The following is a 19250-nucleotide window of genomic DNA, read 5'->3' on the forward strand; positions in this document are numbered from 1 at the left end:
CGCGTCACCCCCATGCCGAACCGACAGCCGTACGTCGCCCGCGTCACTCTCATGCCGAGCCGACCGCGTCGGCGGCCGCCACGAGCGCGGCCGTGATCCGGGCCAGATCGGCGTCATCGGTGACGTAGGGCGGCATGGTGTAGATCAGGTCGCGGAACGGCCGGATCCACACCCCGTGCCGTACGGCGGCGCGGGTCGCCGCGACCCGGTCCGCCTCCCGGTCGAGCTGGATCACCCCGATCGCGCCGAGGACCCGCACGTCGCGGACGCCGTCCAGCTCACGGGCCGGGGCCAGCCCCGCCCGCAGCCCGGCCTCGACCCGCTTGACCCGCGCCTCCCATGCCCCGTCGCCGAGCAGGTCGAGGGAGGCGCAGGCCACGGCGGCGGCCAGCGGGTTGGCCATGAAGGTGGGCCCGTGGGCGAGCACGGGATATTCCCCGCGGCCGATGCCGTACGCCACCTCCGAGGTGCACAGGGCGGCGGCCATGGTGAGGTAGCCGCCGGTGAGGGCCTTGCCCACGCACATCACGTCGGGCGAGACGGCCGCGTGGTCCGCGGCGAAGAAGGCGCCGGTGCGGCCGAAGCCGGTGGCGATCTCGTCGAAGACCAGCAGCACGTCGTGGGCGTCGCACAGCTCGCGCAGCGCCCGCAGGTAGCCGGGGGAGTGGAAGCGCATGCCGCCGGCGTTCTGCGCCACCGGCTCGACGACGACCGCCGCCAGCTCGTGCGCGTGCCGTCCGATCAGATCGGCCAGGTGGGCGAGGTAGGCGGGGTCGGGTTCGGTGTCGAACCCCTGGGGCGGCGCGTCGGCGAAGACCTGCCGCGGCAGCACCCCGGTCCACAGGGCGTGCATCCCGCCTTCGGGGTCGCACACCGACATCGGCAGGAAGGTGTCGCCGTGGTAGCCGCCGCGCCAGGTCAGCAGGCGGTGCTTGGCCGGCCTGCCGAGCGAGCGCCAGTACTGCAGGCACATCTTGACGGCCACCTCGACCGACACCGAGCCGGAGTCGGCCAGGAAGACGTGCTCCAGCGGATCGGGGGTGACCTCCACCAGCCGGGCGGCCAGCCGGATCGCCGGCTCGTGGGTGAGCCCGCCGAACATCACGTGGCTCATCCGGCCCAGCTGGTCGCGGACGGCGGCGTCCAGCGCCGGGTGGCCGTATCCGTGGATGGCGGCCCACCACGACGACATGGCGTCGATCAGCTCGGTCCGGCCCTCGACGGGCTCGGCCAGGCGCAGCCGTACCCCGGAGGCGGACTCCACCAGCAGCGGGGCCTCCTGCCCCGGCATCGGCCCGTACGGGTGCCAGACGTGCGCCCGGTCCAGCTCCAGCAGTCGCGCGACGTCGCCCCGGGCGGGCGTGCCGGGGTCAGGCATTGGGCGGCAGGTCGGTACCCGCGCCGCGACGGCGCAGCGCGACCAGGTCGGTGCGGGCGGGCGCCGGGGAACCGGCGGCGCCGGTGGACGCGTCGGCGGCCGTGCCCTCCCGATCGGCGGCGGGGGCGGGGGCCGTGTCACCGTCCCGGGTACGGCGGTGCTCGGGAAGCGACGGCTCACCGGCCTGCTCGACCTCGAAGCCCGCGTCGGCGATCATGTCGAGGTCGGCCGCGCCCGGCTGCCCCTCGCTGGTGAGGTAGTCGCCCAGGAAGATGGAGTTCACCACGTGCAGGGCGAGCGGCTGGAGGGTTCGCAGGTGGATCTCCCGGCCGCCGGCGAGCCGTACCTCCACGTCGGGGCAGACGAACCGGGTCATCGCCAAGATCCGCAGGCAGTGCTGCGGGGTCAGCGTCCAGTTCTCCGACAGCGGGGTGCCCTCGAAGGGGATCAGGAAGTTCACCGGCACCGAGTCCACGGCCAGCTCGCGCAGCGCGAGGACGGTGTCCACCAGGTCCCCGGGGGTCTCTCCCATGCCCGCGATCAGCCCCGAGCAGGCCGACAGGCCCGCCTCGTGGGAGCTGCGCACCGTCCGGACGCGGTCGGCGAAGGTGTGCGTGGTGCAGATCTCGCCGTAGACCTCCTCGGAGGTGTTGAGGTTGTGGTTGTAGGCGTCCACTCCGGCCTCGCGGAGCCGGGTGGCCTGCCGGTCCGACAGGAGTCCCAGGCAGGCGCAGATCTCCACGTCCGGGGCGCGGTCCTTGATCGCCGCGATGGTGTCGGCCACCCGCTCGACGTCGCGGTCGGTGGGCCCGCGCCCGCTGGCCACCAGGCACACGCGCTTGGCGCCGCCCGCCACGCCCGCTTCGGCGGCCTCCGCCGCCTCCTGCGGTTTGAGCCAGCTGTACTTCAGGATGCCCGCGGTCGAGCCGAGCCGCTGGGAGCAGTAGGAGCAGTCCTCCGGGCACAGGCCGGACTTGAGGTTGACGAGGTAGTTGAGCTTGACGCGGTTCGCGAACCACCGCCTCCGCACGCGTCCCGCCGCGGCGACCACCGCCAGCAGGTCGTCGTCGGAGGTCGCCAGCACCGCCAGCGCCTCCTCGCGCGTCGCGGACTCGCCGCGCATGCCCTTGTCCACCAGCCGGGTCAGCAGATCCATGGAACCGATCTTCGGACCCGGCGCCGGTCAGCCCAATGGCCGGACCGGACAAAGGTCCGGCCGTGAAGTTTGTAGGGCGCTGTGCGGGGCGGGGAGGTATCGGGCCTCGGAGGCGGCCGGCGGGACCGGCCGGCGCGGGGCGGGCGGACCTCGCTCCACGAGCCGCCCATGGCCTGGCCGGATCCGTCCCCGCGCGGCCCGGCGTGCCCTACAGGCCGCCCCCGGACATTCCGTGCACGGCCGGGATCGTGCCCAGCCGGCCTCTCTGGAAGTCCTCGAACGCCTGCTGAAGCTCTTGCCGGGTGTTCATGACGAACGGGCCGTAGTGAGCGATCGGCTCCCGGATCGGCCGCCCGCCCAGCAGCACGACCTCCAGGTCGGGCGTGTGGGAGTCCTGCTTCTCGTCCGCGCGGACGGTCAGCGAGCCGCCGCCGCCGAAGACCGCGGTCTGGCCCAGGTGGATCGGCCGGCGCTCGGCGCCGGCCGCCCCGCGGCCCGCCAGGACGTACGCGAGGCCGTTGAAGTCCTCCCGCCACGGCAGCGTGATCTCCGCGCCCGGCGCCAGCGTCGCGTGGATCATGGTGATCGGCGTGTGCGTGACGCCGGGACCCTCGTGGCCGTCCAGTTCGCCCGCGATGACGCGCAGGAGCGCGCCTCCGTCCGGGGAGGTGAGCAGCTGGACGCTGCCGCCGCGGATGTCCTGGTAGCGGGGGGCCATCATCTTGTCCCTGGCCGGGAGGTTCACCCACAGCTGGAGGCCATGGAAGAGCCCGCCGGACATGACCAGGTGCTCCGGCGGAGCCTCGATGTGAAGCAGGCCGGAGCCGGCCGTCATCCACTGGGTGTCGCCGTTGGTGATCGTGCCGCCACCGCCGTGGGAGTCCTGGTGGTCGAAGACGCCGTCGATGATGTAGGTGACGGTCTCGAAGCCGCGGTGCGGGTGCCACGGGGTTCCCTTCGGCTCCCCGGGCTGATACTCCACCTCGCCCATCTGGTCCATCATGATGAACGGGTCCAGATGGCGGTGATGGATCCCCGCGAACGCCCGGCGGACGGGGAAGCCCTCACCCTCGAAACCGCTCGGTGCGGTCGTCACGCCGATCACGGGGCGCGGCACGGCGTCCGCCGGCGCGGCCACACGCGGCAGGGTCAGCGGGTTATCGACGGTCACGGCGGGCATTTACGGCTCCTTCCAAAGAACTCGTTGACGTCAACTCAGTTGATACTTCAACTATTCCGTGCCGGACAGGCGCGGGTCACCGGGTCATCCGGGGGCCTTGCCGCGCTGTGCCGTACCGATGAAGAGCTTGCCGGTGAGCTGCTCCGGGGTGGGCGCCAGGTCGGTCCCGGTTTTTCCGCTCAGCGCGTTGTAGGTGACGGTGTAGGAGGTCGACCCGGTGTAGTAGGAGGCGAAGTCCCCCAGGTCGTTGTTCCGGAACACCCGGGACAGGGGGCCTGCCTTGGTGAGGTCCCAGACGCCGAAGAAGACCAGGCAGGAGGCGAAGTCCTTCATGGTCGCCACCGCGTTGTCCTCGAAGGAGCCGGGGCCGTCGCCGAAGGCCGCCTTCGCGCCGATCGACAGGGCGGTGTCGCCGAGCGCGAAGAAGGCGCTGCCCGCGACGTACGTCGCCGCCTTCTCCCGCACGATCTGCGCGACGTGCCGTTCGAGGAGCTGCCCGATGAGCCGGGCCCGCATCCGCCGGTACAGGCGTTCGGCGGCCCACTTGACGGCGGCCGTGCCGGGCCCGCCCAGCCACGGCCAGGATCCGGCGAACGCCAGCTGCGCCATGCTCGTCGCGGCCAGGACCTCCAGGGCGTGCCGGGTCGCCTCGACCGCCTCCGCGTACCCCTCGCACGCCTCGGCCGTCATCTCGCAGTGGGCGGCGACGGCCCCCGCGTACTCCTCGAAGGAGAGGCGGACGCCCTCGTCCCCGCCGCCGGTGGGGCGCGCGGCGACGGCCAGCAGGCCGCCCTGCCAGAACCGCCGGAACGCCGTGCTGCCCTCGCCGGGGTGGTCCCGCCACATCCGCGCCGCCACCGGGTCGAGGGCGTTCGCCGCTCTCCGGACCCGCTCGCCGAGCGACCTCCAGACGGCCGCCGCGGCGCGCGCCCCTTCCGGGTCGCCCTCCGGCCAGTGCTCGTACACGTCGTAGGCGACGAGGGCCGCCATCCCGGTGAGGCCCAGCGGGTACAGCGCCGGGCGTCCGAGCCTCACCACGGCATCCGCGGCACGTGGGAGATGGCCTCCCACTCGGCGGCCTCGACGTTCGCTCCCATGGTGAAGATGCGGTCCCCGATCCGGACGCAGAGGCCCCCGAGCGCGTGCGCCTCGCCCATGACCCCCTCGGCCATGTCCCGGTAGCCCGGTGATCCGGAGTCGCCGTGGTAGAAGATCCTCCCGGCCTGGTCGTCGCCCCAGAAGTTTCCCACCGCGTACAGTTCGTTCGCCTCGGCGACGGCCGCCTCGGTCAGCTCGGCGCCCTCCGTCGTGAAGGGTCTCGCGACGGACTGCTTCACGGCGTCGGGAGACATGATCATGTACGGTACAAAACCTTCTTTACCCACATGAAAATAGTATATTGCGATCACCGTGACGTCTCCCCGGCGGTGGCCGAGAGGGGTTCGGCCGTCCGCCGCGCCCCGCGCTCAGCCGAACACGCCCGGAGGCGGGACCGGGGTGACCACCGGGTCGCCGTCACGCAGCGGTGGCGCTCCGGCGACGAAGTCGGTCAGCGCCCTGCCGTACACGCACCTGGCCTGGGTGAGACCTCCCGCGCTCCGGCGGGTCAGGCCGTCGGTGGGCAGCTCGGAGCGGGAGGCGGCGACGATGAGGTTGCCGAAGCGGCGTCCCCGCAGCACGCCCGGTTCGGCGAGCAGGGCGGTGTGCGGGAAGACGCCGCCGACGGTGGCGAGCAGCCGGCGGGCGAAGGCCAGGCCCTTGCCGTCGGCGACGTTGACGAGCAGGGTGCCGCCGGGGCGCAGGACGCGGACGACGTCGTCCATGTACTCGCGGGTGGCCAGGTCGAGCGGCATCGTGGCGCCGCTGAAGGCGTCGAGCACGAACAGGTCGGCCGAGGCGTCCGGCAGCGCGGCGGTCGCGGTGCGGCCGTCGAGGATCCTGACCTTGAGCCGGGGCACCGACTTCAGGCGGAGCTGGTCCCTGACGAGCTGGACGAGACCGCCGTCCGGCTCGACGACGATCTGCCGCGACCCCGGACGGGTCGCGGCGACGTAGCGGGGCAGCGTGCAGGCGCAGCCGCCCACGTGCACGGCGTCCACCGGCCCCTCCGCGAGGAGGTCGATCACGATGGCCATGAGCTGGACGTACTCGAAGTCGAGGTACGTGGGATCGTCCAGGTCCACGTAGGACTGGGGCACACCCCCGGAGGAGATCACCCACCCGGTGGGCCGGTCGAGGTCGGCCAGGAGCTCTACCTCGCCGAAGGTGACCGGGTAGCGGCCCGGCATCGGCTCCCGTGGTTCCCGCCTGCTCATGGCCCGCGGCCCGCCTCTCCTGGTACGTCGTCTCCCGGCCGTCCATCCTTCCAGGTCCGCTCGCCCTTCCGGGTGAACGGGCGTCCCGCCGGGCGGCTCGCGTTCCCGGGGTGAACGGGCGTCCCGCCGGGCGGCTCGCGTTCCCGGGGTGAACGGGCGTCCCGGCCGGGCGCGCGCTTCGGGGTGAACGGGTGACCCGTCGGGCGGGCGCACGCCTCCGGGCGCGTTTCCGGGTGAACGGGCGTCCCGTCAGCTCGGCTCGCCCTCCCAGGCGAAGGGCCGCAGCGAGGGGTCGAGGGGCGCGGCGGTCATCCGGTTGGCGAAGGTGGAGATCGTGTAGGCGCCGACCCCGAGGACGACCTCCAGGGCGTTCCTGGGGGTGTGGCCGGCGTCGAGGAAGGCGCGCATCTCCTCGTCGGTGACCGCGCCGAGGCGGTCCATGACCGCGAGGGTGAACAGCCGCAGCGCCTCCAGCCGGGGGTCGGAGAGGGGCTTGCGCTCCCGCAGGCTCTCGACGAGCTCGGCGGGCGCCTCCTGCCCGGCCAGCGCGGCGGTGTGCATCGCCACGCAGAGGTGGCAGGCGTTGCGGGTGGCGACCGTCATGACGACGACCTCGCGGTCGAGCGGGGTCAGGGAGGTCTGCTCGAAGGCGGCGTTGGCCGCGAGGAATCCCTTGAGCAGGTGCGGGGACTCGGACATCAGCGCCACCGCCGCGGGGAGGTGGCCGAACTTGCGGACGGTGGCCTCCATGGTGGGGCGGGCCTCGGCGGGGGCGCTTTCGAGGGTGTGGGGGACGAAGAGGTCGTTGGTCACGGAATGGCTCTCTTCCGGTGTCGGGGGTTCCCTCCGGGCCCGGTGAGCGGGGCGCGGAGTGGAGACGGGGCGGGACGGGGCCGGCGGCCGGGAGGGCCGCGCGGGGACGACCGGGCGGTTCCGGGCACGGGTGACCGATGCGCCGGATCCGAAGGTCAATCAGGTTGTCCATATGGTAAACCAGGTTGTCTTTATGGACAAGGTGGTTCCGCGCGGGTGGTCGGGGACGGCGACGGGCCGGCGCCCGATGGTTCGACGCGGGCGGCCGGGGGAGGGCTGCGACGGTGTAGGGAAGGTCACAACTTACGGCTACGTAACTTACGCTACCGTAGGTTCATGAGCTCGACCGGCACCCAGAGACCGTCCATCTCCATGTCGATCAAGCCGCGGCTGCGCGGCTGGCTGCACACCGGCGCGCTGCCCGTCGCGATCATCGCCGGGTACGTCCTCGTCGCCCTGGGCCCCACCCTGCAGGCGCGGCTCGCCGCCGCGGTCTACGCGATCACCTCGGGCCTGCTCTTCGGCGTCTCGGCCACCTACCATCGCGGCACGCTCTCCCCGCGGCTGGAGAGGGTGCTGCGCCGCCTGGACCACGCCAACATCTATCTGATCATCGCGGGCACCTACACACCGTTCGCGCTGCTCGCCCTCGACGGCCCGGCCCGTGTCGTGGTGCTGGCCGTGATCTGGACCGGCGCGATCGCCGGGGTGCTGTTCCGGGTGCTGTGGATCTCCGCCCCGCGCCTGCTGTCCACCGCCCTCTACATCGCGCTGGGCTGGACGGCGGTGTTCGTGCTGCCCCAGCTCCTGTCCGGCGCCGGGGTGGCCGCGGTGGCCCTGGTGATCGCGGGCGGGCTGCTCTACACCGCGGGCGGTGTGGTGTACGGCCTGCGCCGTCCCGACCCCTCGCCCCGATGGTTCGGCTTCCACGAGGTCTTCCACGCCTTCACCGTCGCGGCCTACGTCGTCCAGTACGTCGCCGTCTCGCTGGTGGTCTACGGAGCCTCCTGACGCGCCGGCCGTCCACGGAGCCTTCGCGCCGGGCGGCCTCCCGGCCCGATCGGACCGTTCGCCCGCTCCCGCCCGCTTCCAGGGCTCAGCCCGCGGCGAGCGCCAGGCGGCGGACGGCCCGTGTGGGCGGTGAGTGACCAAGGTCCCGGATGGACGGGACCTCCGCCGCCCCGGAGTGAGCCGTACGGCACCTCCGGCAAAGGCGGTGCAAAGGATTTGATGGAGACGTACCAGGAGAGCAGGGAACACCGGCAGCGGCCGGCGACGAAGGAGCCCCCCATGGCAGCCACCGCGCACCACCACACCAACCGCAAGCTCACCCACCGGCCCGCCGCCGTGGCCACCCCGACCCGGGACGACGCCGTCACCACCGCCGGGGAGACCGCGGCCACGGCGCGGCCGGCCGCCTACGCCTGGGCCGTGGCCCGGATCGGCATCGGCTGGATCTTCCTGTGGGCCTTCCTCGACAAGGTCTTCGGCTGGGGCTTCGCCACCCCCGCCGACCGCGCCTGGCTCAACGGCGGCAGCCCCACCACCGGCTTCCTCAAGGGCGCCGGTGACAACGCCCTCGGTGGTCTGTTCGGCGCCCTGGCGGGGCACGCCTGGGTCGACTGGCTGTTCATGACCGGCCTGCTGGGCATCGGCGTCGCGCTCATCCTCGGCGTGGGCATGCGGATCGCCGCCGCCGCCGGCACCCTGATGCTGGTGCTGATGTGGGCCGCCGAGCTGCCGCTGGCCAACAACCCCTTCCTGGACGAGCACCTGGTCTACGCCGTCGTCCTCATCGGGCTGGCCCTGGCCGGCGCGGGCGGGACCCTGGGTCTGGGACGGTGGTGGGGCGCCACCGCCCTGGTCCGCCGCCTGCCGATCCTGAGGTGAGACCCGTCCCCGTCCGGCGCCCGCCCCCGCCCCCGGGGCGGGCGCCGGCATGTCCGGACGGGCGCGTGCCGGGAAGCGGGAGGATCGGGACGGCGCGGGTACGTCCGGCAGGAGCGTGCGGGGCGCGAGCGAAGACCATCGAGGAGGAGAACGATGACCGGATCGATCGTCGTCGGGGCCGACGGCTCCGAGTCCGCGACGGCCGCGGTGGAGTGGGCCGCGCTGGACGCCGCGCGCGGCGGCGCGGCGCTGAGGGTCGTGCACGTACGTGAGCCGTGGGCCGCCGCGTTCCCGCCGGCCGGGACCGGCGCGAACGAGGACGTGCGGACCCGCTACTGCGAGGACGTGCTGGACGCGGCGGTACGGCGGGCCCGCGAGTGCGCGCCGGAGATCGAGGTCACCGGCGCCGTGGTGACCGGCGCGGTGGTCGAGAGGCTACGGGACGAGGCCGAACGGGCGGACGAGGTCGTGATCGGCAGCAGGGGGGCGGGCGGTTTCGCCGAGCTGCTGCTCGGGTCGGTGGGGCTGGGCCTGGCCGGACGGGCCCCCGGCCCGGTCGTCGTGGTCCGCGCCCCCGCCCGGACCGTCCACGGGACGGTCGTCGTCGGCTTCGACGGCTCCGAGCACTCCGAGGCCGCCCTCGGTCACGCGTTCGCCCAGGCCCGGCTGCGCGGGGCCCGACTGCGCGTGGTCCACGGCCGGCGGAACCCGGTGCTCCCCGTCCGCGCCCTCGACCACGCATCCCTGCTGGAGGAGTCGTTCCAGGCGGAGGTCCGTACGGCCCGGCAGCGCCTGGAGCCCTGGCGGGAGAAGTACGCCGACGTCGAGGTGGCGGAGTCGGCCGTTCCGGCGCACCCGGTGCCCCTCCTGGCGGAGGAGTCGCGGAGCGCAGACCTGGTCGTCGTCGGGGCGCGGGGGCTGGGCGGGTTCGGCTCGGCCGTACTGGGCTCGGTCAGCCATGGCGTGCTGCACCACGCGCACTGCCCGGTCGCGGTCGTGCGGCCCCGCGAGGAGGACGAGGCGGGCGGGGAGCGTGGAGCGGACCGGTGAGGTGGGCGGGGAGCGCGGGGCGGACCGCTGAGCAGGACGGTGAGAACGGGGCGAGCCGCTGAGCCGGTGGATCTCGGGAAGATAAGACCCTTTTGACCGATCCGTGGCCTGCTGCCAGGGGATTTCTGGGCATAAATCGGTCAAAAGGGGAGGTGGGTCATGGAAGAGCTGACCCGTACATGGTGGGTCTATCTCGTTCGCGGAGCCTGCGCGATCCTGTTCGGCCTGCTGGCGATCCTCTGGCCGGGCATCACGGTCTTCGCGCTGGTCGTCGTCTTCGGCGTCTACGCCGTCGTCAACGGCGTGTTCGCCCTGTTCGGTTCGCGGGAGAGCGGCTCCCGGGCCTGGATGATCGCCTACGGCGTGCTGAGCGTCCTGGCCGGCGTCGCGGCCCTCGTCTGGCCGGGGATCACCGCGCTCGCCCTGCTGCTCCTGATCGCGGCCTGGGCCGTCGTCGTCGGCGTCACGGAGATCATGGCGGGGATCCGCCTGCGCAGGGCCGCCACGGGGGAGTGGGCCTTCATCCTCAGCGGGGTGCTGGCGGTCCTGTTCGGCGTCCTGCTGTTCGCCTGGCCGGCCGCCGGCGCGCTGGCGGTCGTCTGGCTCATCGGCACGATGGCGATCGTCTACGGCGTCGCCCTGGTGGCGCTCGCCTTCCGGGTGCGGGCACTCCACTCCCGCAGGGCCGGTCCCGCGGGGGCCGCTCCCACCCCCGCCTGACCCGGGGGTCGCCGGGCCCGGAGCCGCCTGTCCGGCATCGGGGAGGCGGCTCCGCCGTACCGGACGCCCGAAAAGGTCACCACGGGGAGACACCGAAGAATATTTATAAAAACAGCCTCTTCTGCGTAACGTCTCCATAGGGATGACCGTTCAACGGGGAATCATCTTCCCACACCCTGTGGAGGCGACATGGACGTTCACGGCCGGCTCTCTCGTCATCTGCTCGTCGACGGCTACCGCCTGGTGCTGGATCTGGAACGCAGCCGGGGCTCCCGGCTGGTCGACGCCCGCACCGGCCGGACCTACCTGGACTTCTACACCTTCTTCGCCTCCGCGCCGCTGGGTGTGAACCCGTTCGACGACGACCCCGCCTTCCTGGCCCTCCTCGGCAGGATCGCCGCGAACAAGCCGGCCAACCCCGACCTCTACACCGTCCACCTCGCCGACTTCACCGAGACCTTCGTCCGGGTGCTGGGCGACCCCGAGCTGCCGCACCTCTTCTTCGTCGAGGGCGGCGCGCTGGCCGTCGAGAACGCGCTGAAGTGCGCCTTCGACTGGAAGAGCCGCCGCAACGAGGCCGAGGGCCGCTCTCCCGGACTCGGCACCCGGGTCCTCCACCTCACCCGGGCCTTCCACGGCCGCAGCGGCTACACCCTCTCGCTGACCAACACCGACCCGGTCAAGACCGACCGCTTCCCGAAGTTCGACTGGCCGCGGATCGAGGTGCCCGCCGTCCATCTCGGCGACGTCGAGGCGGCCGAGGAGCGTGCCCTGGCCCAGGCCAGGGCGGCCTTCGAACGGCACCCGCACGACATCGCCTGCTTCATCGCCGAGCCCATCCAGGGCGAGGGCGGCGACAACCACATGCGGGCGGAGTTCCTCCAGGCGATGGAACGGCTCTGCCACGAGCACGACGCCCTGTTCGTCGTGGACGAGGTGCAGACCGGCGCGGGCACCACCGGCACCCCCTGGGCCCACCAGCAGCTCGGCCTGCGCCCCGACATCGTGGCCTTCGCCAAGAAGGTCCAGGTCGGCGGGATCATGGCGGGCCGCCGGGTGGGCCTGGTGCCCGACAACGTCTTCCGGGTGAGCGGGCGGATCAACTCCACCTGGGGCGGCGGGCTGGTGGACATGGTCCGCTCCCGCCGGATCCTGGAGATCATCGAGCGCGACGGGCTCATCGCCCGGGCCGGCGAGCTCGGAGCCGAGCTCCTCGCCGCGCTGCAGAAGATCCAGGCCGGCTTCCCCGAGCTGGTCGGCAACGCCCGGGGGCGCGGCCTCATGTGCGCCTTCGACCTGCCGGACCCGGCCGCGCGCGACCGGCTGGTCGCCCTGCTCCGGCAGGACGAGGGCGTGCTCGTATTGCCCTGCGGCGAGCGGTCGGTACGGCTGCGCCCGGCCCTGTCGATCACCCGCGAGGAGCTGGAGGAGGGGACGGAGGCCGTCTCCCGCGCCCTGACCGCCCTGCGGGACGCGCCCCCGCCGGCCTAGCCGTACGGGCCGCCCCGCCGTACGAAGCCGCTCCGCTTCGTGGGGCACCGTACGGCGGGGCGGAGGTCAGGCGCCGGGGACCCACCGGTAGTGGGTCGTCAGCCTCCCCTCGTCGTCCAGGACGTGGAAGGCGAGAGCGGGCGGGTGGGTCAGGTCGGCGTGGTCGTCGGCGTGGGCCCGGTGGTCCCAGGGCAGCCGGAGCGTGGACACCACCCCGGGGGCCACCAGGAGGGGCCGGCCGGCGAAGGTCGTCGCCGCGGGGGTGTGGGCGTGCCCGCTCAGGAAGGCGAGGAGGTTCGGGTGGCGGTCCGCCAGTTCGGCCAGGCGCCGCTCGCCGAACTGGCGGATCTCGTCGACGTAGGGGATGGCCAGCGGGACCGGCGGGTGGTGGAAGCCGACCAGCACCGGAACGGTGTCCGGGGTGCCGTCGAGGACGTCCGCCAGCCAGGCCAGCGTCTCCTCCTCCAGGTGGCCGTGGTCCTTGCCGGGCACCGAGGAGTCGCACAGGGCGAGGACGAACCCGTTCCCCCGGTGGACCTGGTTGACCGGCGCCGCGACCTCGTCCACCGCGTCTGCGGCTCCGGGTTCCCCCGTCGCGGTCGTCCCGGGCGCCTCCGCCGCCGCCGGTTCCGCCTCCGTCTCCGTCCGTCCTGTCTCCGTCGCCGTCCGCCCCGCCTCCGCGGGCCGTCCGAGCAGGACACGGCGGAACGCGGCGCGCTCGTCGTGGTTGCCGGGGCAGGTCAGCACCGGGTGGCGGGACGTGAGGATCCGCCGGGCCAGCTCGTACTCGCCGGCCAGACCGTGGTCGGCGATGTCACCGGTGACCACGACGGCGTCCAGGTCCCAGGGCAGCCCCTCCAGATGGTCCATGACCGCGCGGGCGCGGTCGGCGCTGCGCTGTCCGTCGTCGATGTGGATGTCGCTGAGGTGGGCGATGACGATCACCGGTGGATCTCCTTTTCACGTGGTGTCCCGGCGGAAGGGGACGGCGGGACGCCGCGGGCCGCACGTCCGCGCGACGTACACGGGTCCCGCGGGCCCGTGAAAACGGGCGGGCTGGTGAACAGGAACCTACGACGGCGACCGGACCACGGGTAAGATCCGGTTCCGTGCCGGATGACCGGTCCAATCCTCACGGCCTTCAGCCCGCGGGTGGCCGCCGGCTTTCCCCGCGGACGAGCAGCATCGCCGCCGGCGGCGGGCAGACCGCCATGAACGCGCTCACCGGGAGATCGGCGCCCAACGACTCCGCCGGTTTCCCGCCCAGGGCGCCGAGCAGCCAGAAGGGCACGGACAACCCGATGAGCAGTACGACGAACCGCAGAGGTGACCTGTTTGACGATATGTCGCGATTCTTGATCACATGATCATCGTATTCGGCCCTCATTGGAGGCCTCCCGCTGCCTCCACAGGCCGATCGCGGTCATCCGGCAGTCGGCGCCGAGCTTGGCGTAGATCCGGTTCACGTGGTTCTTCACGGTCTTCTCGCTGAGGAAGAGGTGCTGGGCGATCTGCCCGTTGGAGCGGCCCGTGGCTATCAGCTCCATGACCTCCGCCTCGCGTCTGCTCAGGCCCGTCGCGACCCGCGGGTCGGTGGGATGGGGGGAGTGGGGGGCGTCGTCGGATCTCATCCGGCCTCCGTGGCGGCTACACGGTCAGGTCGCCGAAACCCCCCGGTCTTACGGCGAGGCGATGAAGTGAGCATAACCGGTTATATCTGGATTTGGTGATCCAGTCGCGGATGGAAAGCGGAACGGCCGGTCCCGTAGGACCGGCCGTTCCCCGTGGGGTGAGTGAAGGGACTTGAACCCTCGACATCCAGGACCACAACCTGGCGCTCTGCCAACTGAGCTACACCCACCGCGTCTGCCGTGGCAGCACATGGAAAAGTGTAGCGGTTCCCGGGAGTCGTTTCGTACCGCGTTTCGCGAACGCGTTCCGCTCCCGGCCCGTACGCCCGTTCCGTGCCGTGCCCGCGGCCTGGTCCGTGCCCCGTCCGCGGGCGTCCCGCGCCGTCAGGCCGGCTCCGCCGAGACGCCCTCGGCCAGCTCGCGTGCCGTGGCGGAGTCGGGCCCCGGCTGGGCCACGAAGACCGCCGCGCGGTAGTAGCGCAGCTCCCGGATGCTCTCGGTGATGTCGGCCAGCGCCCGGTGCCCGCCCTGCTTCTCCGGTGCGGAGAAGTACACCCGCGGGTACCACCGCCGGGCCAGCTCCTTGATCGAGGACACGTCGACCATCCGGTAGTGCAGGAAGGCGTCCACCCCCGGCATGTCGCGCGCGATGAAGGAGCGGTCGGTGGCGATGGAGTTGCCGCACAGCGGCGCCCGCTTCGCCTCGGGGACGTGGCCCCTGATGTAGGACAGGACCATGGCCTCGGCCTCGGCCAGGGTCACCCCGCCCTTAAGGGACTCCAGCAGCCCGGACGCGGTGTGCATCTCCCGGACGACGTCCGACATCTGCTCCACCGCCTCCGGCGGGGGCTTGATCACCACGTCCATGCCCTCGTCGAGCTGGTTCAGCTCACTGTCCGTGACCACGCAGGCCACCTCGACAAGGGCGTCTCGGCCGAGATCGAGCCCGGTCATCTCACAGTCGATCCAGACCAGCAGGTCACTCATAGCCTTCAGCGTAGTCCCACCTTCAGGAGAGCTTGAGGGAGCCGACCACCCGGTCGACCACCTGGAGACCGAGGTTGTCGGGCACGGACATGTACATCAGCGCCGGGCGTCTGCCCGCGCCGCGGTCCACGAGCACCATGGCGCCGCGTTCCTTCTTGAACTTCCAGCCGTTGGCCTTGGCCTCCTTGGAGAAGTCCATGTCGAAGACGAGGAGCCAGGCGTCCCTGCCGCTCACCTTGATCGCCTTGTTCTCGACGATCTTCTTGTCGTGCGGGGGGCTGTAGAAGACCGGTTCGATGCCCAGCAGCAGTGACGCGAGGGTGGCCCGCATGCCGGGGACGCCGTCGTAGCCGAACCTGTCCGGCAGCTCGCCGGTGAAGACGTTGCCGACCCAGTCGTGGCCCTCGCCGTCGAAGTCCTTCTGGGAGATCGCCTCGACCCTGCTGCCGCCCAGGAAGCTCGTGCCGTCCGTACGGGTGCCGGGCGGCACCTTCCAGGGCTCGCCGGGGAAGTCGTAGGACAGGCCGGAGGTGGAGTCGGAGATGCGCCCGTCCTCCGGCTGGGGCAGCTCGGGGCCGTCCGAGGGGAGCGGCTCCGGCGTCGCCGGGTCCGACGGCGAGGGCGTCGGTTCCGTGGTCGCAGCCGTAGGGGACGGGGGGCGGTCGTCCGCGCGCTCACGGCCCCCGGGGTTGATGAGGAACGCGGCGGCGACGATCGCCACGACCAGGACCACCGCGCCGCCGACGCCGAGGATCCAGGGCAGGGAGGCGTTCCGGCGCGGCTGCGGCGGGCCGTACGCGCCCGCGGGCAGTTGCGCCGTGACGTTCGGCGGGCCGTCCCACGGCGGTTGCCCAGATTGTCCAGGCCGGCCGTACTGACCGGACTGGCCGGGCCGGCCGTGATGTTCGTGCGGGCCGTACTGTCCCGGTTGTCCCGGCTGGACGGGCGGGCCCGCCGGGGCCGGATGGTCGTGCGGACCGGTCCGGCCCGCCTGGCCGGGGAGCGGCCCGGCGGGGCCCGGCTGTCCGGGATGCTGCCCGGTCGGGGGCGGGGACGCCGGTCCGGCGGGGGTCTCCACCGGATGGGTGGCGTCGGTCCACTGGTTCCCGTCCCACCATCGCAGCTGCGGTGAGCCGTAGGGATCCGGGTACCAGCCGGCGGGGGTCTGCGTGGTCATGGCCGTCAGAGTAGTAAGAACCTATTTATCCTGCATTATCGGCATATCCGGATCATGACGTGCATCGGTAGGTGAAAGTGGCCTTGTCCTGGAGTTTCTTCCCCTTGGGCAGGGGCGAGAGGACCTGCAGGGTGGCGGTCCCCCGGAAGTCCCCATTGCCGTTGATACTCCACCGCAGGGTCACCTCGTGCGAGGTCTTCCCGGCCTCGACCACTTCGGTCTTCTCGACCGGTGTCCTGCGGTCGCTCTGCCGCCACCGGTAGCGGACCTTCCCGGCGGAGCCGTTGGTGGAGAGCACGCCGGTGATCCTGACGAGCACGGAGCAGTCCTTCGGTTTCTTCGGCGGGATCACCCGCACCCCGGTCACCGCCAGCGGCGTCCCCGGGTCCTCCGGCACGCGGAACAGCCAGGCCAGCACCCCGGCGGCCACCATCAGCGCGATGATCACCGAGGCGAGAGCCGTACGGCCGCGCCGGACCCGGCCGCCGGAGGCCCGCCGCCCGCGGGAGGCCGCGCCGGAAGACCCGTCACGGCCGCTCCGCCAGATCCGCGCGGCGTCGGTCTCCGCCGGCACCCCGGGCCCGAACCGCAGGACCGTGCTCTCGTCGCCTCCCGCGTGTCCGCCGCCCGCGGCGGCGGGCAGCAGCGTGGCGATCCCCCCCTCGTCCGGCGGTGGGGTCCCGGGAACGGGCCCCGGGAGGCCCGGAGCAAGGGCGGCCTCCGCCTGTCGCCGGCGCGCGGCCTCCGCCAGCCGGTCGCGCCCGGCGAACCCCTCCGGCAGCAGGTCGCGTCCGGCCAGCAGGACGTCACGGGCCTGGGTGAGGCCCCGGGCGGAGGCGGTCGCCGCCGCCCGCTCCAGGAGCCCGGCCGCCTCCGGGTACGGTGCCGCCCAGCGGGCGGCCAGGTCCATGGCGAGCGAGGCCCACGCCGTGATGTCGTGCTCCGGGGCCGCGGGACGGTCGCGCAGCGCCCCGGTCAGCCCGCGCTCGGCGAGCAGCGCCGACCCGTCGGCGGCGATCACCACCGTGCCCGGGTGCAGCGCGCCGTGGGCCAGGCCCGCCGCGTGCAGTGCCAGGAGCGTCTGCGCGGTCTCCACCAGGACCGCGGCCGCGCCGCCCGCACCGGGCCCCTGGGCGGCGGGCGGTTCGGACAGCAGGTCGGCCAGCGTGGGGCCGGCGGGCTCCGAGGTGAGCAGCCAGACGTCGTCCCCGGCCGCGACCAGGTCGGCGACCGGGAGCAGCCCGATCCGGCCGCCCCGGGCGAGATCCAGGTCGGAGGTCACGGTCCCGGCCAGCCGCCGCCGCGCCGCCGGGTCGGCGACCAGCTCCGGGGAGAAGCGCAGGGCGCCGCCCGGCCGTCCGTCGGCCGTCACCGCCGACCACCAGTCGCCCAGTTCCCCGGTGCGTGTCCGGCGGGCCGGCCGGAATCCGGCGAGACCCTCCGGGCCCGGGTTCACCGCCAGGTCCGGCCGTCCGGGCGCCCGCGGCGCCGTCCGGCCGTGCCCCGACCGGCGGCGAACGGGACGGCGCCGCCGGTCAGCGCCCCGAGGGCGAGGAACGCGGTGGACGCGGTCTCCTCGGGCGGGGCGGGGGAGAGGCTGAGGCTGGGCCGGCCCTCGCCGGAGCGTGTCGGAGTGGGGTTGGTCTCGCCGCCACCCTCGGTGGGGGTGGGGCTCTCGGGCTTCGGCGTCCTCGGCGGTTGCGTCGCCTGCGGGGCGGAAGGCCGCGGTGTGGAGGTGGCCCGCGGCGGCGAGGTCCGCGTCGGCTGCTCGCCCGGACCGCCGATGTCGGAGGTCTCCTCCTCGGTCGCGGTCGCGGTCGGTGAGGGCTTCCGGCTGGGGGCGGGCCGGTGCGGGCGGCGGGTCCGCGTCGGGGTGGCCGACGGTTTCGCGGTGGCCCTGGAAGGCCGGGCGGTGGGCCGGCGCGCGGGCGGCACCGGCGGCGGGCTGGCCGCGGAGGTCGCCGCCGGGGGCTCGTCGGTCGCCGACGGGCTGGGCGTGGCCTTCGCCGTGGGCTCCTCCGACGTCTCCTCCTGCGGCTCGTCGGTCTCCCCGGGGGTGATCGACTCCACCGGCTCCGAGGGGGTCGCGCTCACGGTGGCGGCCGAGCTGCGGGCCTGGATCTCGCTGGAGCCGGAGGAGTTGACCAGCACCATCCCGATGACGCCGATCAGCGCGACGCACCCGACGCCGACCAGGATCTTGGAGCGCCGCCTGGACATCACCGCCCGCCAGCCGTGGTCGTCCAGGTCCAGGTCCTCATGCTCGTCCGACCCGGTCCCTCCCGGCACCGGGTCGCCCAGGTCGGTCTCGGCGAGCGAGGTGTGCGCCTCCGAGGTCGCCGGCTTGCGCGGGAAGGGAAGGAGCGACGCCATGATCCCGGCGAGCGCCGCCAGGCGGCGGCGTCCCCGCTCCTCCCAGTCGGGGCCGTAGGCGTCGGCGGCCACCGCCTCCAGCTCGGTGAGGAAGGCGATGGCGGTCGGCGGGCGGTCGGTCTCGTGCTTGGCCAGGCCCCGCTCCACCAGGCCCCGCAGGGCCGAGGGCACCTCCTCCGTCGGAGGGGCCATGCTCTGGTGCTGCCGGGCCAGCGCGGCGATGTTCGTCCCGCGGAACGGGCGGGCGCCGGTCAGGCACTCGAAGAACACGGCGGTGGCCGCGTAGACGTCGGTGGCGGGGGAGGCCGGGCCTCCGGACCACTGCTCCGGCGCCATGTAGGGCGGCGTGCCCGCCGGGACGTCCCCCTCGCCGGAGCGGACGGCGATGCCGAAGTCGACCAGCCGGCTCGTGCCGTCGGGCTCGATCAGGACGTTCTCGGGCTTGAAGTCGCGGTGCACGACGTTGATCTTGTGGGCGGCGGCCAGGCCGGTGAGCGCCCCCTTGAGCACCGTCAGCGCGGCCTCCGGGCCGGTCGGCCCCTCCGAGCGGAGGACGGCCCGCAGCGGGACGCCGTTGACCAGCTCCATGACGATCGCGGCGCCCTCGCCGGTCTCGACGTAGTCGTAGAGCCGGACGGCGTGGGGGCTGTCGAGGGTGTAGAGCACCCGGGCCTCGTGCCGGAAGCGCGCGACGAAGCCGACGTCGCCCCTGAGCCTGTCGGACAGGTACTTGATCGCCACGAGGACGTCGTCGGCGTCGTGCCGGGCCATCATCACCCGGCCGGCGGCACCGGCGCCCAGCTCGCGGATCTCCGTATAGCCGGGGACTCGCCAGGCCGATGACGTGCCGTACATGCGGTCTCCTCAGTTGACTGGGCCCCCACCCATGAAAGACGGACCGTAGCTTAGCGACAGAACCTCGGTTTCCGGTGATTAACCACAAATCATCAGAACGCCTGTAAAAGCGAGGGTGTACGGCCCGCGGGAAGCCCTTCCGGCGGCGGCGGTGACCGGCCCGGCGCGGGGGGACGATGCGCCCCACCGGTCTGGCGCGGGGGACCGGTGTGCCCTGTCGGCCCGGCGCGGGGA

Annotated in this window: 19 protein-coding genes and 1 tRNA gene; 5 read left to right on the plus strand and 15 right to left on the minus strand. The window is 73.2% G+C overall.

Annotated features, from left to right (window positions below):
- Positions 1–49: 49 nt before the first annotated feature.
- From ACZ6W9_RS27925 to ACZ6W9_RS27955, 7 genes are all read right to left on the minus strand, one after another.
- Positions 50–1378: an adenosylmethionine--8-amino-7-oxononanoate transaminase gene (locus ACZ6W9_RS27925; protein ID WP_470120400.1), complete on the minus strand. Its 1329-nt coding sequence runs from the start codon at positions 1376–1378 to the stop codon at positions 50–52.
- Entirely contained in the window at positions 1371–2534 is a 1164-nt protein-coding gene (gene bioB, locus ACZ6W9_RS27930; RefSeq protein ID WP_389966428.1) for a biotin synthase BioB, read from the minus strand. Before bioB ends, ACZ6W9_RS27925 begins: the two co-directional genes overlap by 8 nt.
- Before the next feature lie 208 nt (positions 2535–2742).
- On the minus strand, positions 2743–3714 hold the full coding sequence (locus ACZ6W9_RS27935; RefSeq protein ID WP_470120402.1) for a pirin family protein: 972 nt from the start codon (positions 3712–3714) through the stop codon (positions 2743–2745).
- An 84-nt stretch (positions 3715–3798) separates the two neighbouring features.
- Positions 3799–4749 carry a WXG100-like domain-containing protein gene (locus ACZ6W9_RS27940; protein ID WP_470120404.1) on the minus strand — a complete coding sequence of 317 codons (951 nt, stop codon included), beginning with the start codon at positions 4747–4749 and terminating at the stop codon, positions 3799–3801.
- Entirely contained in the window at positions 4746–5066 is a 321-nt protein-coding gene (locus tag ACZ6W9_RS27945; protein ID WP_470120406.1) for a hypothetical protein, read from the minus strand. The genes ACZ6W9_RS27940 and ACZ6W9_RS27945 overlap by 4 nt, the downstream gene beginning before the upstream one ends.
- 114 nt (positions 5067–5180) lie before the next feature.
- Positions 5181–6029, minus strand: a complete 849-nt coding sequence (locus tag ACZ6W9_RS27950; protein ID WP_470120408.1) for a spermidine synthase — start codon at positions 6027–6029, stop codon at positions 5181–5183.
- A 249-nt stretch (positions 6030–6278) separates the two neighbouring features.
- Positions 6279–6842 (minus strand): carboxymuconolactone decarboxylase family protein, encoded by a 564-nt coding sequence (locus tag ACZ6W9_RS27955; protein ID WP_389966414.1) that lies wholly within the window; start codon positions 6840–6842, stop codon positions 6279–6281.
- 336 nt (positions 6843–7178) lie between these two features.
- Between ACZ6W9_RS27955 and trhA the strand changes: the two genes are divergently transcribed.
- From trhA to lat, 5 genes are all read left to right on the plus strand, one after another.
- Positions 7179–7853, plus strand: coding sequence for a PAQR family membrane homeostasis protein TrhA (gene trhA / locus ACZ6W9_RS27960; RefSeq protein WP_389966411.1), 675 nt, complete (start codon positions 7179–7181; stop codon positions 7851–7853).
- Between the two features lie 279 nt (positions 7854–8132).
- Complete coding sequence (locus ACZ6W9_RS27965; RefSeq protein ID WP_389966408.1) at positions 8133–8732, plus strand: hypothetical protein; 600 nt, start codon at positions 8133–8135, stop codon at positions 8730–8732.
- Between the two features lie 153 nt (positions 8733–8885).
- Positions 8886–9782 carry a universal stress protein gene (locus ACZ6W9_RS27970; RefSeq protein ID WP_389966405.1) on the plus strand — a complete coding sequence of 299 codons (897 nt, stop codon included), beginning with the start codon at positions 8886–8888 and terminating at the stop codon, positions 9780–9782.
- 159 nt (positions 9783–9941) lie between these two features.
- Positions 9942–10502, plus strand: coding sequence for an HdeD family acid-resistance protein (locus ACZ6W9_RS27975; RefSeq protein WP_389966402.1), 561 nt, complete (start codon positions 9942–9944; stop codon positions 10500–10502).
- Positions 10503–10691: 189 nt separating this feature from the next.
- Positions 10692–11993 (plus strand): L-lysine 6-transaminase, encoded by a 1302-nt coding sequence (gene lat / locus ACZ6W9_RS27980; RefSeq protein ID WP_389966399.1) that lies wholly within the window; start codon positions 10692–10694, stop codon positions 11991–11993.
- Positions 11994–12059: 66 nt separating this feature from the next.
- Here lat and ACZ6W9_RS27985 read toward each other — a convergent pair whose 3' ends face one another.
- The 8 genes from ACZ6W9_RS27985 to ACZ6W9_RS28020 all read right to left on the minus strand — a co-directional run bounded on the left by ACZ6W9_RS27985 (position 12060) and on the right by ACZ6W9_RS28020 (position 19016).
- Positions 12060–12938, minus strand: a complete 879-nt coding sequence (locus ACZ6W9_RS27985; RefSeq protein ID WP_470120412.1) for a metallophosphoesterase — start codon at positions 12936–12938, stop codon at positions 12060–12062.
- Positions 12939–13134: 196 nt separating this feature from the next.
- A complete protein-coding gene (locus ACZ6W9_RS27990) occupies positions 13135–13356 on the minus strand; it encodes a hypothetical protein (RefSeq protein ID WP_389966393.1) in 222 nt (73 codons plus the stop codon).
- 4 nt (positions 13357–13360) lie between these two features.
- Positions 13361–13624: a helix-turn-helix domain-containing protein gene (locus ACZ6W9_RS27995; RefSeq protein ID WP_389966390.1), complete on the minus strand. Its 264-nt coding sequence runs from the start codon at positions 13622–13624 to the stop codon at positions 13361–13363.
- A 154-nt stretch (positions 13625–13778) separates the two neighbouring features.
- Positions 13779–13854 (minus strand) — tRNA-His (locus tag ACZ6W9_RS28000).
- Positions 13855–14008: 154 nt separating this feature from the next.
- The gene (gene orn, locus ACZ6W9_RS28005; protein ID WP_470120414.1) at positions 14009–14611 is read right to left on the minus strand and encodes an oligoribonuclease; all 603 of its coding nucleotides are present in this window, start codon (positions 14609–14611) and stop codon (positions 14009–14011) included.
- A gap of 22 nt (positions 14612–14633) precedes the next feature.
- The gene (locus ACZ6W9_RS28010) at positions 14634–15788 is read right to left on the minus strand and encodes a DUF2510 domain-containing protein (RefSeq protein ID WP_389966385.1); all 1155 of its coding nucleotides are present in this window, start codon (positions 15786–15788) and stop codon (positions 14634–14636) included.
- 52 nt (positions 15789–15840) lie between these two features.
- A complete protein-coding gene (locus tag ACZ6W9_RS28015; protein ID WP_389966382.1) occupies positions 15841–17244 on the minus strand; it encodes a hypothetical protein in 1404 nt (467 codons plus the stop codon).
- Positions 17241–19016, minus strand: a complete 1776-nt coding sequence (locus tag ACZ6W9_RS28020) for a serine/threonine-protein kinase (protein ID WP_389966378.1) — start codon at positions 19014–19016, stop codon at positions 17241–17243. Before ACZ6W9_RS28020 ends, ACZ6W9_RS28015 begins: the two co-directional genes overlap by 4 nt.
- Positions 19017–19250 lie beyond the last annotated feature (234 nt).

This window comes from Streptosporangium sp. NPDC053982 (genome assembly GCF_055585205.1).

Coding starts and splice junctions, on each gene's coding strand:
- ACZ6W9_RS27945 (WP_470120406.1), bottom strand. CDS start 5,066: ATGTCTCCCGACGCCGTGAAGCAGTCCGTCGCGAGACCCTTCACGACG.
- ACZ6W9_RS27965 (WP_389966408.1), top strand. CDS start 8,133: ATGGCAGCCACCGCGCACCACCACACCAACCGCAAGCTCACCCACCGG.
- ACZ6W9_RS28010 (WP_389966385.1), bottom strand. CDS start 15,788: ATGACCACGCAGACCCCCGCCGGCTGGTACCCGGATCCCTACGGCTCA.
- ACZ6W9_RS27995 (WP_389966390.1), bottom strand. CDS start 13,624: ATGAGATCCGACGACGCCCCCCACTCCCCCCATCCCACCGACCCGCGG.
- ACZ6W9_RS28020 (WP_389966378.1), bottom strand. CDS start 19,016: ATGTACGGCACGTCATCGGCCTGGCGAGTCCCCGGCTATACGGAGATC.
- ACZ6W9_RS27970 (WP_389966405.1), top strand. CDS start 8,886: ATGACCGGATCGATCGTCGTCGGGGCCGACGGCTCCGAGTCCGCGACG.
- ACZ6W9_RS27935 (WP_470120402.1), bottom strand. CDS start 3,714: ATGCCCGCCGTGACCGTCGATAACCCGCTGACCCTGCCGCGTGTGGCC.
- ACZ6W9_RS27925 (WP_470120400.1), bottom strand. CDS start 1,378: ATGCCTGACCCCGGCACGCCCGCCCGGGGCGACGTCGCGCGACTGCTG.
- orn (WP_470120414.1), bottom strand. CDS start 14,611: ATGAGTGACCTGCTGGTCTGGATCGACTGTGAGATGACCGGGCTCGAT.
- bioB (WP_389966428.1), bottom strand. CDS start 2,534: ATGGATCTGCTGACCCGGCTGGTGGACAAGGGCATGCGCGGCGAGTCC.
- ACZ6W9_RS27950 (WP_470120408.1), bottom strand. CDS start 6,029: ATGAGCAGGCGGGAACCACGGGAGCCGATGCCGGGCCGCTACCCGGTC.
- ACZ6W9_RS27975 (WP_389966402.1), top strand. CDS start 9,942: ATGGAAGAGCTGACCCGTACATGGTGGGTCTATCTCGTTCGCGGAGCC.
- trhA (WP_389966411.1), top strand. CDS start 7,179: ATGAGCTCGACCGGCACCCAGAGACCGTCCATCTCCATGTCGATCAAG.
- lat (WP_389966399.1), top strand. CDS start 10,692: ATGGACGTTCACGGCCGGCTCTCTCGTCATCTGCTCGTCGACGGCTAC.